Annotated in this window: 13 protein-coding genes; 6 read left to right on the top strand and 7 right to left on the bottom strand. The window is 68.3% G+C overall.

Annotated features, from left to right (window positions below; all coding sequences use genetic code 11):
- Nucleotides 1-11 precede the first annotated feature (11 nt).
- Together BpN12_RS03285 and BpN12_RS03280 are read right to left on the bottom strand one after the other, a co-directional pair.
- A complete protein-coding gene (locus tag BpN12_RS03285; protein WP_246793884.1) occupies nucleotides 12-899 on the bottom strand; it encodes an amidohydrolase family protein in 888 nt (295 codons plus the stop codon).
- Nucleotides 900-913: 14 nt separating this feature from the next.
- Complete coding sequence (locus BpN12_RS03280; RefSeq protein ID WP_246793882.1) at nucleotides 914-1,228, bottom strand: L-rhamnose mutarotase; 315 nt, start codon at nucleotides 1,226-1,228, stop codon at nucleotides 914-916.
- 134 nt (nucleotides 1,229-1,362) lie between these two features.
- On the opposite strand from BpN12_RS03280, the gene BpN12_RS03275 reads away from it, so the two are divergent.
- On the top strand, nucleotides 1,363-2,361 hold the full coding sequence (locus tag BpN12_RS03275; RefSeq protein ID WP_246793880.1) for a LysR family transcriptional regulator: 999 nt from the start codon (nucleotides 1,363-1,365) through the stop codon (nucleotides 2,359-2,361).
- Here the strand turns inward: BpN12_RS03275 and lra1 are convergent.
- Nucleotides 2,348-3,130, bottom strand: coding sequence for an L-rhamnose 1-dehydrogenase Lra1 (lra1, locus tag BpN12_RS03270; RefSeq protein ID WP_246793878.1), 783 nt, complete (start codon nucleotides 3,128-3,130; stop codon nucleotides 2,348-2,350). The two genes, BpN12_RS03275 and lra1, sit on opposite strands and share 14 nt — an antisense overlap.
- A gap of 306 nt (nucleotides 3,131-3,436) precedes the next feature.
- Here lra1 and BpN12_RS03265 point away from each other — a divergent pair, with 306 nt between their 5' ends.
- The 4 genes from BpN12_RS03265 to aldA all read left to right on the top strand — a co-directional run bounded on the left by BpN12_RS03265 (nucleotide 3,437) and on the right by aldA (nucleotide 8,510).
- The gene (locus tag BpN12_RS03265; RefSeq protein WP_246793876.1) at nucleotides 3,437-4,747 is read left to right on the top strand and encodes an MFS transporter; all 1,311 of its coding nucleotides are present in this window, start codon (nucleotides 3,437-3,439) and stop codon (nucleotides 4,745-4,747) included.
- Between the two features lie 73 nt (nucleotides 4,748-4,820).
- A complete protein-coding gene (rhmD, locus tag BpN12_RS03260; protein WP_246793874.1) occupies nucleotides 4,821-6,005 on the top strand; it encodes an L-rhamnonate dehydratase in 1,185 nt (394 codons plus the stop codon).
- 149 nt (nucleotides 6,006-6,154) lie between these two features.
- On the top strand, nucleotides 6,155-6,973 hold the full coding sequence (locus BpN12_RS03255; protein ID WP_246793873.1) for an HpcH/HpaI aldolase family protein: 819 nt from the start codon (nucleotides 6,155-6,157) through the stop codon (nucleotides 6,971-6,973).
- A 100-nt stretch (nucleotides 6,974-7,073) separates the two neighbouring features.
- On the top strand, nucleotides 7,074-8,510 hold the full coding sequence (gene aldA, locus BpN12_RS03250; protein WP_246793872.1) for an aldehyde dehydrogenase: 1,437 nt from the start codon (nucleotides 7,074-7,076) through the stop codon (nucleotides 8,508-8,510).
- 255 nt (nucleotides 8,511-8,765) lie between these two features.
- Here the strand turns inward: aldA and BpN12_RS03245 are convergent, their stop codons facing one another.
- Both BpN12_RS03245 and BpN12_RS03240 read right to left on the bottom strand, forming a co-directional pair.
- A complete protein-coding gene (locus tag BpN12_RS03245) occupies nucleotides 8,766-10,406 on the bottom strand; it encodes a methyl-accepting chemotaxis protein (RefSeq protein WP_246793871.1) in 1,641 nt (546 codons plus the stop codon).
- A 493-nt stretch (nucleotides 10,407-10,899) separates the two neighbouring features.
- Nucleotides 10,900-11,880, bottom strand: coding sequence for an alpha/beta hydrolase (locus BpN12_RS03240; RefSeq protein ID WP_246793870.1), 981 nt, complete (start codon nucleotides 11,878-11,880; stop codon nucleotides 10,900-10,902).
- A 27-nt stretch (nucleotides 11,881-11,907) separates the two neighbouring features.
- Between BpN12_RS03240 and BpN12_RS03235 the strand changes: the two genes are divergently transcribed.
- A complete protein-coding gene (locus BpN12_RS03235; RefSeq protein WP_246793869.1) occupies nucleotides 11,908-12,600 on the top strand; it encodes a TetR/AcrR family transcriptional regulator in 693 nt (230 codons plus the stop codon).
- A gap of 272 nt (nucleotides 12,601-12,872) precedes the next feature.
- Here the strand turns inward: BpN12_RS03235 and BpN12_RS03230 are convergent, their stop codons facing one another.
- Together BpN12_RS03230 and BpN12_RS03225 are read right to left on the bottom strand one after the other, a co-directional pair.
- Nucleotides 12,873-13,280, bottom strand: a complete 408-nt coding sequence (locus BpN12_RS03230; RefSeq protein WP_246793868.1) for a type II toxin-antitoxin system HicB family antitoxin — start codon at nucleotides 13,278-13,280, stop codon at nucleotides 12,873-12,875.
- Between the two features lie 153 nt (nucleotides 13,281-13,433).
- Nucleotides 13,434-13,616 carry a type II toxin-antitoxin system HicA family toxin gene (locus BpN12_RS03225; RefSeq protein ID WP_246793866.1) on the bottom strand — a complete coding sequence of 61 codons (183 nt, stop codon included), beginning with the start codon at nucleotides 13,614-13,616 and terminating at the stop codon, nucleotides 13,434-13,436.
- Between the last annotated feature and the right edge of the window lie 90 nt (nucleotides 13,617-13,706).

The raw sequence follows: 13,706 nt of genomic DNA, 5'->3' as shown, positions 1-13,706 counted from the left end.
CGGGCGCGCCGCTAGATCCGGTAGAACCGTTCCGCGTTGCCGGCGAACAGCTGCCGGCGCTCGTCCTCGCTCACGCCGCCGACGATGCGCGCATAGGCGCGCCACAATTCGCCGTAGCCGCCGAACAGCCGGTCCACCGGGAAGTTCGACGCGAACATCGAACGCGCCACGCCGAACGTGTCGATCGTCTCGTGTACGTAGGGCCGCAGGCTCTCGACGGTCCACGCATGGTCGAACATCGCGAGGCCGCTGATCTTGACCGCCACGTTCGGGCACGCGGCCAGCTCGCGCAAGCCCTCGCGCCAGGCGCGGTAGCCGGCCGGCGCGTCGCGGTCGACGAACATGCCGGCATGGTTCAGCACGATCGCGACCTCGGGGTGCGCGCGCGCGAGCCGTGCCGCCTCGGGCATCTGCGACGGATACAGCTGCAGGTCGAACGACAGCCCGTAGCGCGCGAGCAGCGGGAACTGCCGCAGCCAGGCGGGATCGCGCAGATAGTGGCGGCCCACGTAGTCGTAATGCGGATCGGCGTGGACGTTGAGGATCTGGCGGATGCCGCGCACGTTCGCGAAGCCGGCGTGCGCGGCGAGCGTCGCCTCCACGTCGGGCGCCGACAGGTCGGCCGCCGCGACGATCGCATGCGGCCAGCCCGGCGCCGACTGCGCCAGCGACTGCAGCCAGCGCGTCTCGTCCACCGGCCGCGCGGGATCGAAATTGGCCTCGACGTGGACCACCTTCGCGATCTCGATGTCGCCGGCATCGCGCTGCAGGTCGGCCGGCAGGTAATCGTGCGCGAGTTCGCGCGCGTCGCCGACGAACGAGGTGCCGGGCTTCGCGAGCCACGGGTAATCACCGGTGCCGGGGCGCCAGAAATGGAGGTGCGGATCGACCACTCGCATCGTCGGCCTCCGGCTCAGGGCAGGTGGAACATCGGCGCGAGCGGCACCTGCTCGGGCGCGCCGTCGGCGCCGGTCGGCATCAGGTCGGCCATGTGATCCCACCATTTGCGCATCACCGCGTCGCTGGCGAGCTGCGCCATGCGGTGGTCCGGCTCGCGCTCGAGCACCGCGAACAGATGATGGGTGGCCTCGTCGAGGAAGATCCAGTAGTCGCGGATGCCGGCCGCGCGCAGCGTCGCGACCAGTTCCGGCCAGATCTCGCGATGGCGGCGCTCGTAGTCGTCGCGCCGGCCCGGATTGAGCCGCATCCGGAAAGCGATCGTCTCCATGATCCTGTCTCCGTCGTTCTCGGTATGTGTGTCGTCGCGGCCCGCACGACGAGATGCAGCGACTATAAACGGCTCCCGATAGCCAACCAATCCGTTATCATCATTGGGCGATCCAGAAAACGAATCACCCGCCCATGACCCTGCCCACCACGGCGTCGTCGCTCGTCAACCGGTTGAAGCTCAAGCACCTCGCGCTGCTCGTCGCGCTCGACGACTGCCGCAACGTGCATCAGGCCGCGAGCGAGATCAACGTCGCGCAGCCGAGCGCGAGCCGCATGCTCGGCGACATCGAGGACGCGTTCGGCTTCCGCCTGTTCGAAAGGAATGCGAAGGGTATGGCGCCCACCGCGCTCGGCCAGTCGGTGCTCGCCTATGCGCGGCGCGCGCTGTCCGACCTCATGCGCTTCGCCGAGGATCTCGACGTGAAGCGGCGCGGCGGCCACGGGCACCTGACGGTCGGCGCGATCATGGGCGCCGCGCCCGACGTGCTGGCGCTGGCGGTGGCCTCGCTGAAGACGGTGCGCCCGCTGCTGTCGGTGCGCATCCTCGGCGAGACCAGCGACCAGATCGTGCAATTGCTGTACCGCCGCGAAGTCGATCTCGCGCTCGGGCGCCTCACCAACGCACTGCAGCACAACGATTTCAGCTTCGAGCCGATCGCGGCCGAAACGCTCGTGCTGGTGGCGCGCGCGCAGCATCCGCTGGCCGCGCGCGAACGCGTCACGCTCGACGAACTCGCGCCGTGGCCATGGGTGGCGCAGCCGGTGTCGAGCCCGGCGCGCGTGCTGCTGGAGAGCGAATTCGCACGCGCGCGGCTCGCCACGCCGGCCAACCTGACCGAATGCGGCTCGATCTTCGCCACGCTGCAGCTGGTCGAGACCTTCGACGCGATCGCGATGCTGCCCGAATCGGTGGTGCGCGACCACGTGAAGGCAAAGCTGCTGGTGGCGCTGCCGATCGAGGTCGGCAAGCGGCTGCCCGGCTACGGCATCCTCACGCGCCGCGACGAGCCGCTTTCCGAGGCCGCCGAGTACTTCATCGGCCTGCTGCGGCGCTTCTCCGATCCGGCCGTGGACGCCGCTTCCGATGGCGCCATCGGTCCCGACTCCGCCACCACGCTCATTGCAGGTTGACGAACAGGCCGCCGTCCACCAGCAGCGCCGCGCCCGTCACGTAGCGCGCGCGGTCCGAGGCGAGGAACACCACGCAGTCGGCGACCTCGTCGGGCGCGCCGAGCCGGCCGAGCGGAATCCGCTTTTCCATGTAGGCGCGCTTGTCGGGATCGGCCAGATCGTCGGCGTTCAGGTCGGTGGCGATGGTGCCCGGCATCACCGAGTTGCAGCGGATGCCGTAAGGCCCGAGCGCAATCGCGCATGACTGCATCAGCGAATGCACGCCGGCCTTGGTCGGCGTGTAGTGGGTCTGCATGCCGCCGCCCACCAGCGCGCTGATCGAGCTGGTCGCCACGATCGCGCCGCCCGTGCCCTGCTCGCGCATCTGCCGCGCCACCGCCTGCGTCACGTAGAACGCGCCGTTCAGGTTCACGCCGACGGTGCGTTCCAGCACCGCCGGCGGCATGTCGAGAAACGCATGGAACGGGCAGATGCCGGCGTTGCTGGCCAGCACGTCCACGCGGCCGAACGCGCCCACCGCGCGCCGCACCAGCTCGGCGCCGGTGCCCGGCTGGGCCACGTTGCCCTCCACCGCGATCGCGCGCCGCCCGGCGCGCTCGACCTGGGCGATCACCTCGTCGACGGCCGAGCCCCGGCCGTAGGACGCATCGTTGTCGCCCCAGTAGTTGATCACGACGTGGGCGCCCTCGCGCGCGCTGGCCACGGCGATCGCGCGGCCGATGCCGCGCGAGCCGCCCGTGACGATCACCACCTTGTCCTCTAGCAGCACCTGAGCCTCCTGGTTCCTGTCATGCACCGGCGATGCACCGGCGATGCGCCGGCGCGCCCCGCGGCGCGGGCCGCCGGCATCCGCGCCCAATATAGGCGCAGCGTGCGCAGCCGAACAATCCGGAAACGGCATGGCGCGATCTGCATTCCGGATCGCCCGCGCTTCGATCCGGAAAACGTATCGCATGCATCGATTTTGGTATTGGTCACGCATCGCCGGGGTGATTACAGTGCTGCTAGCCGTTCGCGGCGTGGCGCTCGCCCGCTTCGCACCACGCCGCCGCGCACACAACGATGGAGACGATGGATGGACGACCCGGCAACCCCGCTCGGCGAGGCGATGGCGCGCGTGACGCGCCGCCTGCTGCCGTTCCTGCTGCTGATGTACGTGATGGCGTTCCTCGATCGCGCCAACGTCGGCTTCGCGAAGACGCAGTTCCAGCTCGACACGGGCCTGTCCGACGCGGCCTATGCGTTCGGCGCCGGGATCTTCTTCGTCGGCTACGCGCTGGTGGAAGTGCCGAGCAACCTGATGCTCGAACGCGTGGGCGCGCGGCGCTGGATGTGCCGGATCATGGTGAGCTGGGGCTTCGTCTCGGCCTGCACCGCGCTGGTCCACGGCAAGACCTCGTTCTACCTGCTGCGCCTGCTGCTCGGCATCGCCGAGGCGGGCTTCTTCCCCGGCGTGATCCTCTACCTCACCTACTGGTTTCCGCAGCGCGCGCGCGGCAAGGCGCTCGGCCTGTTCTACTTCGGCGCGCCGATCGCGTTCGTGGTGGGCTCGCCGCTGTCGGGGCTGCTGCTCGACCTGCACGGGCTGGGCGGCCTGCGCGGCTGGCAGTGGCTGTTCCTCGTCGAGGGCGGGCTGGCGAGCGCGGTGGGCGTGGCCGCCTGGTTCGTGCTCGACGACCGGCCGCGCGACGCGCGCTGGCTCGGCGCCGCGCAGCGCGAGGCGCTGGCCGCCGCGCTGGCCGCCGAGGACCAGGCGCGCGCCGCCCACGGCCCCGCCTCGATTCGCGGCGCGCTGGCCGACCGCCAGGTGTGGTACCTGAGCGCCGTGTACCTGCTGATCCAGATGAGCGTGTACGGCGTGGTGTTCTACCTGCCCTCGCAGGTCGCGCAGCTGATGGGCCGGCAGATCGGCTTCGCGGTGGGGCTGGTGGCCGCGCTGCCGTGGCTCGCCGCGATCGTCGCGGCGTGGCTGGTGCCGGCCTGGGCCGACCGCCATGGCCGCCATCGCGCGATCGCGGCCGTCACGCTGGCCGTCAGCGCGGCCGGCATCGCCGCCTCGGTGGCGAGCGCGTATCCGGCGCTCTCGCTCATCGCGCTCTGCTTCGCGGCGGCCGGCTTCATCGCCGTGCAGCCGGTGTTCTGGGTGCTGCCCGCCGCGACGCTGCGCGGCAGCGCGGCGGCGGCCGGCTTCGGCCTGATCAACTCGTTCGGCGCGCTCGGCGGCTTCGTCGCGCCGAACCTGAAGCACGCGGCCGAGGTCGCGTTCCATTCCTCGTCGGCCGGGCTCTACACGCTCGCGGCCACGACCCTGGTGGCCGCGCTGCTGATCGCGCGCGGCCGGCGCGAACCGCGCGGCGGGCGCCGCGCGCAGCCGCGCTACTCGTGAGCGCCGCGCTTCGTTCAATCCGTTCAATCCGTTCGCTTCGTTTCCCCCTTCCCCCTTCATGGAGAACGCCATCATGTCGGTGCCCATCATCAAGCAGATCCGTGCCTACACGCTTCGCGGCGGCGGCGCGGATTACCACGACCAGGGCGACGGCCACTGGATCGACGACCACATCGCCACGCCGATGGCGCGCTACCCCGAGTACCGCGCGAGCCGCCGCAGCTTCGGCATCAACGTGCTCGGCACGCTGGTGGTGGAGGTGGAGGCCAGCGACGGCAGCGTCGGCTTCGCGGTGACCACCGGCGGCGAGCCCGCCGCGTTCATCGTCGAGAAGCATCTGGCGCGCTTCGTGGAAGGTGCCAAGGTCACCGATCTCGAGAAGATCTGGGACCAGATGTATTTCGGCACGCTCTACTACGGCCGCAAGGGGCTCGTGATCAACGCGATCTCGGGCGTCGACCTGGCGTTGTGGGACCTGCTCGGCAAGGTCCGCGACGAGCCCGTGCACCAGCTGCTCGGCGGCGCCGTGCGCGACGAACTGCGGTTCTACGCCACCGGCGCGCGGCCCGATCTGGCCAAGGAAATGGGCTTCGTCGGCGGCAAGATGCCGTTGCACCATGGCCCGGCCGAGGGCGACGAGGGCTTTCGCAAGAACCTCGAGGAACTCGCGGCGATGCGCGAGCGCGTCGGCCCCGACTTCTGGCTGATGTGGGACTGCTGGATGAGCCTCGACCTCAACTACGCCACGCGGCTCGCGCATGCCGCGAAGGAATACGGCCTCAAGTGGATCGAGGAAGCGCTGCCGCCCGACGACTACTGGGGCTACGCCGCGCTGCGCAAGGCCGTGCCGCCCGGCATGCTGGTCAACACCGGCGAGCACGAGGCCACGCGCTGGGGCTTTCGCCTGCTGCTCGAGATGGGCTGCTGCGACGTGCTGCAGCCGGACGTGGGCTGGTGCGGCGGCGTGACCGAACTGCAGAAGATCTCGGCGCTGGCCGACGCGCACGGCGCGCTGGTGGTACCGCACGGCTCGTCGGTCTACAGTTACCACTTCGTGATCACGCGCCACAATAGCCCGTTCGCCGAGTTCCTGATGATGGCGCCGCAGGCCGACCAGGTCGTGCCGATGTTCCATCCGCAGCTGCTCGACGAGCCGGTGCCGGAGCGCGGGCGGATGCGCGCGTCGGCGCTCGACAAGCCCGGCTTCGGCGTGCGGCTCAACCCGGACTGCCAGCTCGAACGGCCGTACACGCACTGAGCATTGCGCGCCTGCCCGCACGTGCCGGCGGGCGCGAAACCTGCTCGGGCCGGCCGCCGCCGCGCGGTGCGTCTGCCACGCCGCGCCGCATCATGCCTTGCCGCGCCACGCCCCACGCGTGGCGCCCTGCCTTTTTCGGAGACGAATCGATGAACCCGCTGGACAACCCGTTCAAACGCGCGCTCGCCGGGCACACGCCGCAGCTCGGCACCTGGAACAGCTTCGCGAGCAGCTATGCGACCGAGATCATCGCGCAGACCGGCTACGACTGGATGCTGATCGACGGCGAACACGCGCCGAACTCGGTGGCCACCGTGCTGCAGCAGCTGCAGGCGGTCGCGCCGTACCGCACGCGCGCCGTGGTGCGCACCGTCAACCACGATCCGGCGCTGATCAAGCAGCTGCTCGACGTGGGCGCCACCACGCTGATGGTGCCGATGGTGGAGACGGCCGAGCAGGCCGCCGCGCTGGTGCGCGCGATGCGCTACCCGCCGCACGGGATTCGCGGCATCGGCGGCGCGCTCACGCGCGCCACGCGCTGGGGCCGCGTGGGCGACTACCTGGCGCGCGCCGACGAGGCGCTGTGCCTGACCGTGCAGATCGAATCGCGCGCCGGGCTCGAGAACGTCGAGGCGATCGCCGCGACCGCGGGCGTCCATGGCCTCTTCATCGGGCCGGCCGACCTGTCGATCGCGCTCGGCCATCCCGACGATGCCGGCCACCCCACCGTGCAGCAGGCGATCCGCCACATCATCGAGGTCTCGCGCGCGGCCGGCAAGGCCGCCGGCATCCTCGCGCCGGCCGAGGACGCGGCGCGCCGCTACCTCGAGTGGGGCGCGAGCTTCGTGGCCGTGGCGATCGACATCGTGCTGCTGCGCGACGCGCTCGACGGCGCGCTCGCGCGTTTTCGCGCGCCCTCGCCGGCCGGCGCCGATGACGCATCGTCCGCCTCATCGCCCGGCTATTGAGCCGGCCCGCGCCCGCGCAACCGTTCGCCCGTATTCTCGCCATGCTGTCACGCCACTGATTCGCAGCCCCCTCTCGCCGAACCCGGCCCAGGAGACGACCATGTCCAGCACTCCGACGCAATACCAGCAGTACATCGACGGTGAATTCACCAGCTCGTCCGAGCACTTCGAAGTCCGCAACCCGGCCACCGGCGCGCTGCTCTCGCACGCGCCGGTGGCGAGCGAGGCCGACCTCGGCCGCGCGATCGAGGCCGCGCGCCGCGCACAGGCCGGCTGGGCGCGCACCACGCCGGTGGAGCGCGCGAAGTTCCTGCACCAGATCGCCGACGCGCTGCGCGCCGACGTGGCACGGCTCGCCGACGTGATCGTCAACGAGGGCGGCAAGATCCGCGGCCTCGCCGAGGTCGAGGTCAACTTCACCGCCGACTATCTCGACTACATGGCCGAGTGGGCGCGCCGCATCGAAGGCGAGATCATCCCGAGCGACCGCGCCAACGAAACCATGCTGCTGTTCCGCAAGCCGATGGGCGTGGTGGCCGGCATCCTGCCGTGGAACTTCCCGTTCTTCCTGATCGCGCGCAAGATGGCGCCCGCGCTCGTGACCGGCAACACCATCGTGATCAAGCCGAGCGAGGAAACGCCGAACAACTGCTTCGAGTTCGCGAAGATCGTCGCGAAAACAGCGCTGCCGCGCGGCGTGTTCAACGTGGTGGCCGGGCGCGGCGACGTGGGCGCGAAGCTCAGCGCGCACGCCGGGGTGGACATGATCAGCTTCACCGGCAGCGTGGCCACCGGCCAGCGCATCATGGCCGCCGCCGCGCCGAACCTGACCAAGCTCAACCTCGAACTGGGCGGCAAGGCGCCCGCGATCGTGCTGGCCGACGCCGATCTCGACCTCGCCGTCACGGCGATCCGCAACTCGCGCGTGATCAACACGGGGCAGGTCTGCAACTGCGCCGAGCGCGTCTACGTGGAGCGGCCGATCGCCGAGGCGTTCATCGAGAAGATCAGCGCGGCGATGCGCGCCACGCGCTACGGCGACCCGGTGGCCGACGCGAATGTGGAGATGGGGCCGCTCATCAACCAGCTCGGCCTCGACAAGGTGGCCGCGAAGGTGAAGACGGCCGTCGAGCAGGGCGGCACGGTGGTGACGGGCGGCAAGCCGGCCGACCTCGGCCGCGGCTTCCACTACGAGCCGACCGTGATCGCCGGCTGCCGCGAGGACATGGCGATCATGCGCGAGGAGATTTTCGGGCCGGTGCTGCCGATCCAGATCGTCGACGATCTCGACCACGCGATTGCGCTCGCCAACGACTGCGAATACGGGCTCACCTCGTCGGTCTACACGAAGAGCCTGAACAGCGCGATGGCGGCGATCCGCGGGCTGTCGTTCGGCGAGACCTACGTCAATCGCGATAACTTCGAGGCGATGCAGGGCTTCCATGCCGGCGTGCGCAAGAGCGGCATCGGCGGCGCGGACGGCAAGCATGGCGTGTACGAGTACACGCACACGCAGGTCGTGTATCTGCAGACCTGAGGCGCGTCACGCCGGGGCGGCACGGCGATGCAATGGCGATGCGATGGCCCCTGCCCGCCCCGTTGCTCCGGCATTCGGTGCGCGCGAGCATCGGTGGATCGACGCGCCCGCGCGCGGCCGGCTTCCCGAGCGGCTGGACCGAGGTCCCGGACGCCTCGGCCGGCGCGGCGTGCGCGGCCTTGCCGAGGTTGGCGGTGTACGAGGCCGGCGGCGAGGCCGACCGTTTGATGGACGAGCGCCGCCGGCGCGCTCGGCTCAGTACGCGGGCTGCAGCGCACCCAGCCGCGCGACCGGCGCCGATGCGCCGCCCGGCTGGACGCCGAACGTCGCGCGGCCCGGGTGTTCGATGCGGAACACCGCCACCGCGTCGCTGAGGCGCCGCGCCTGATCCACCAGCGAGGCGGCGGCCGCCGCCGCTTCCTCGACCAGCGCCGCGTTCTGCTGCGTGACTTCGTCCATCTGCGCGATCGCGATGTTGATCTGGTCGATGCCGTTGCTCTGCTCGTTCGAGGCCACGGCGATCTCGTTCATGATCCCGCTCACGCGGCCGATCGCGGTGACGATCTCGTTCATGGTCGAGCCCGAGCGCTCGACGAGTTCGGCGCCCGTCTCCACGCGCTGCGTCGACTCCATGATCACCCCCTTGATCTCCTTGGCCGCCGTCGCGCTGCGCTGCGCGAGCGAACGCACCTCGCTGGCCACCACCGCGAAGCCGCGGCCCTGCTCGCCGGCGCGCGCCGCTTCCACCGCCGCGTTCAGCGCGAGGATGTTGGTCTGGAACGCGATGCCCTCGATCACGCCGACGATGTCGCCGATCCGGCGCGCGTTGTTGACGATGTCCTGCATGGTGCCGCCCACGTCGCGCGCGAGCTGGCCGCCCTGGTCCGCGAGGTCCGAGGCGCCGTTGGCGAGCGTGCTGGCCTGGCGCACGTTGTCGGCGGTCTGCTTGACCGTGGAGGTCAGCTCCTCGATGCTGGCCGCGGTTTCCTCCAGCGAGGCCGCCTGCCCTTCCGTGCGTTGCGACAGGTTGGTGTTGCCGGTGGCGATCTCGCCCACGCCAACGTTGATCGATTCGGTGCTGGCGCGCACCACGCCCACCGTCGAGATCAGCGACTCCTGCATCTTCAGCAGCGCCTCGCTGAGCTTGCCCATCTCGTTGCGGCTGCGCACCTCGACCTTGCCGGTGAGGTCGCCGTTGGCGATGCGGCCGAAGCTGTCGACGGCGGCATCCACCGGCTTCACGATCGCGTTGACGAGCCAGATCCGCCCGAACAGCGCGAGCGACAGCGCCAGCACGAGGCCCACCGCCACCGCCACGATCACCATCGAGAACTGGTGCTGCGCCGCCTCGTAGCGCGCCTCGCCGAGGCCCACCTGATGGTTCTCCAGCGCCAGCATCGCCTTTTCATAGGCCGAATAGAGCGGCGAGAGCTTGTGCCCCTGGATCTCGCCGAACGCGGCCTTGTCGCCCGCCTTGAGCGCGGCCATCGCCGGCTCGATCCCCTGGTGCAGGAAGTCGTCGCGCTTCTTCTGCATGTCGTCGATCAGCTCGCGCGCGGCGGCATCGTCGCCGACCTGCGCGAGATACGCCGAGAAGCGCTCGTTCGACAGCTTGATGTACTGGTCGGCGCGCTTGAACGCGGCCTGCGCGCCGTCGGTGTCGCCGATGTTCGTCAGCGAATCGTAGGTGGCCAGCGACAGACGCAGGCGCAGCAGCTGGCCCGAGCTGCCTTCGAGATTCGCCACGGCCGGCGTGTCGACCGTGTACATCTGCTTGAGATCGTGATTCGCCGAGTTCAACGACAGCACGCCGAGCAGGGCACCGGCGATCAGCGCGAAGCTGAACAGGCCGATGATCGCGTTCACACAATGACGAATCGAAAGATTTTTTAACATGTGATTTGATCGATGGTTCGAGCGAAACCCAGGCGCCTGTTCCGCACGATTCTCATTATTTGGACGTATATGTTCTGATATCCGGCTCGCCGTCTCCAAGTTCCGGCGCACGGTGTTTATTACGGCCGAAAAAAATCAGACTTTATTCACTCTCGGTACAAACGCCGATAAAAATATGAGACGCGCGGCACGGGCCATGGGCCGGAGCCGCGGTGGGAAAGGGAAAGCGCCATCCGACCGGGCGCGGCGGCGGGACTGAATCGGTAAAAACCCGAATCAGCGCCATTCGTCATTTCAAAATGAACCGACGGTTCGCGGTACCGGCCAGGTCATACGTTACCTATTGATATGAATCAATGGCGGCGCGCCAGTATCCGGGTTTCCATCTTGCGTTTTCAACGGACCATCTCAATCACGGAATGCGCGCGCGCGGCTGGCGGCGGGCGAATCGCTCGGATTCGGCGCCGCCCGCCGCGCAATCCTCACGCATTCGTCAAGCATCCGGCGCGGCATCGCGGGCCGCACGCAGGAAGCGCGCGACCTGCGCATTCGCCTCGTCCGCCAGTTCGCCGCCGAGCGAATTGAAGCCGTGGACGCCGCCCGGATAGACGGCGAGTGCCGACTCGCCGCCGGCGGCCTGCCAGCGCATGTGCATGAACAACGTATCGTCGACGAGCGGATCGATCGTTCCCACCGAGAACAGGGCCGGCGGCAGGCCGGCGAGATCGGCGTACAACGGCGAGAGCGCGGGATCGGTCGGCGCGGCGTCGCCGCGGAACGTCCGCACCATCGCCTCGACACCGGCGCGATCGATGAACGGCGTGCCCTCGGCGCGGCGCAGGCTCGGGCTCAGCGACAGGTCGTAGACGCCGAACATCAGGTTGGCCGCGCTGAACGCGCCGCCCTGGCCCGCGTCGCGCAGCCGGAGCAGCGTCGACGCCGCCAGATGCGCGCCGGCCGACTCCCCGCCGATCGCGAGCCAGGTGGCGCCGAAGCGGGCCCGCGCATGCTCGATCAACCAGCGCGCGGCCGCGACGCCATCGTCGATCGCAGCCGGAAACACATGCTCCGGCGCCAGCCGGTAGTCGATCGCCACCGCCACCAGCCCCGCCTCGCGGCCGATCAGTTCGAGCTGCGCGTCGAGCAGGTCGTTGGCGCCCAGCATCCAGCCGCCGCCGTGGAGGTGCAGATAGACGCCGCGCACCACCTCCGGCACCAGCACGCGCGCCGCGATCGCGCCGGCCGGCCCCGGAATCGCGAGCGCCTGCGCGCGCGGCGAGCGCGGCATCACCGGCAGCCCGAACGTGCCGTCGGCATAGGCTTCCCGCAGCTTCGCGAGCTCGTCCGGCAGCGAGCGCGCCGCCAGCGTGCGCGCCAGCCGTTCGTTCACGGCCTTCGTGTCGGCGGAAACCGCCTCGGGGCGAAACAGGTCCCGAAGCGACGGAGTGGAAGCGGATCGGTCGAGGATGGGCACGTGCAATCTCCTGGGATATATATCACAATGGGCATTCCATTATTCATCAGCCCCGGACTAATTTCAACAATGACCGATGTGATAAATGGCAGAAAGCGCGGCCGCCCCCTCGCCTTCGACCGGGACGACGCGCTGGCGCGCGCGATGGAAGTGTTCTGGGCGGCGGGCTACGAGGGCGCCTCGATCCCACTGCTGACGCAGGCCATGGGCATTTCGGCGCAAAGCCTCTATGCGGCGTTCACGTCGAAGGACGCGCTGTACCGCGAGGCGATCGAGCGCTACCGGAACACCGCCGGCGGCTTCGGCACGCGCGCGCTCGAAGCCGAGGCCGATGCGCTGGACGCCGTCGCGCGGCTGCTGCACGACGCGGCGATCACGTTCTCGCAAAACCCGGCGACGCCGGGCTGCATGATCACGATGGCCCCGGCCGGCACGGCGGACGAGCCGCTCGTGCGCTTCGGCCGGGCGCTGCGGGCCGAGGCGACGCGGCAGGTGGCCGAGCGGCTCGCGCGCGGCGTCGACAGCGGGCAGGTGCGCGCCGATACCGACTGCGCCGCGTGGGCGCATTACGTGGCGGGCGTGGTGCAGGGACTGTCGGTGCAGGCGCGCGACGCGATACCGGCGCCAGTGCTGATGGAGACCGCGCGGATCGCGGCGCGCGCGCTCGACGCGATTCGTGCGGACAAGCCGGGGCGGGGGCGTGGGGGCGCGCGCGGGTAGGTGCGCGGGGCGGGTCTTCTTGGTGGTGGAAAGGTGGGTTGCGTGGGTGCGGTGCTGCTAGGTCGATGCATCAGGGCCGATGCAGCAATGATTTTGCCTTTACCAACAGGAACGAAATTAAAAACCTACGCCTAAACCTACGCTCAGTCGCTCCAGCTTCAGATCAACGCGAGTGTCGAGGAGCCCAACACCGTAGTCCGAATCGCCCCTAGCTGCACAAAAAAATGGCCCGCATAAGCGGGCCAAGTTTATAGCTGATGCGTAGCGTTGAGTTAACGCTCTTCAGCACTAAGTGCTTCAAGCGCCGCACGGGCCAGGAAACCACTCCTTGTTTCATGCCGCGCACTCACATATTCGTCAATACGACTCAAAACAAACCGCGGCAGGCTAACGTTAATCCGTTCCGGTTTCGTATCAAACTGAGACGGATCAACACTGACGAACGCCCACACTGCACCAGCATAGTCCGGCTCCGCAGCCAGACCCTCTACCGTAGAACACTTGAGCTTCACCGGCTCGCCAAGCTCGACCAACGTGTTGATATGCCCGACAATTGCCTCTCGCGTGTTCTTGATTGCTTCGTCGATGGTATCACCCCACGAGTGAACCCCCGGAATATCCGGAACAATCACGCCGTAGGTACTCCCATCGTCCTTGTGAACTGCGATGGGAAATTCCATACGCCACTCCTTACTTCGATGCTTCGCGTTTTAAAAAATTATTAAGTATTATATAAAAACCACTTTTAAAAATTTCATCTTTGCATCCCCACTAACAATGCTATTGTTTTTTATGAACTCACCGCACCCCAATCCCTGGGAAAAAACCGCCGATCACTTCAGACCGGCGGTTTTTAGGATGCTTCGAGCTGTCCCAATCGGCAAGTCCTTCTTCGGGTGCGGTACCGTCACAAGTCCAAGCTTCTTGGGGTGTTTGAAGTGATGATGACTTCCGGTCACACGCACCTGAAACCAACCATCCTCCTCGAGCATCCGGATCAGCTTAGATGAGTTCATAGCTCCTCCGTATGTCTCGTGTGTAATTATACACACGAGACATACGATGGCAAATTTTTGTGTAGCCGTGTGTATTTTTTTGGCCACAGG

Source organism: Burkholderia perseverans (assembly GCF_022870505.1).
GTDB classification, from domain to species: Bacteria; Pseudomonadota; Gammaproteobacteria; order Burkholderiales; family Burkholderiaceae; genus Burkholderia; species Burkholderia plantarii.
The sequence above is the reverse complement of the archived record's forward strand: the minus strand, read 5'-3'. Positions and strand labels throughout refer to the sequence as shown.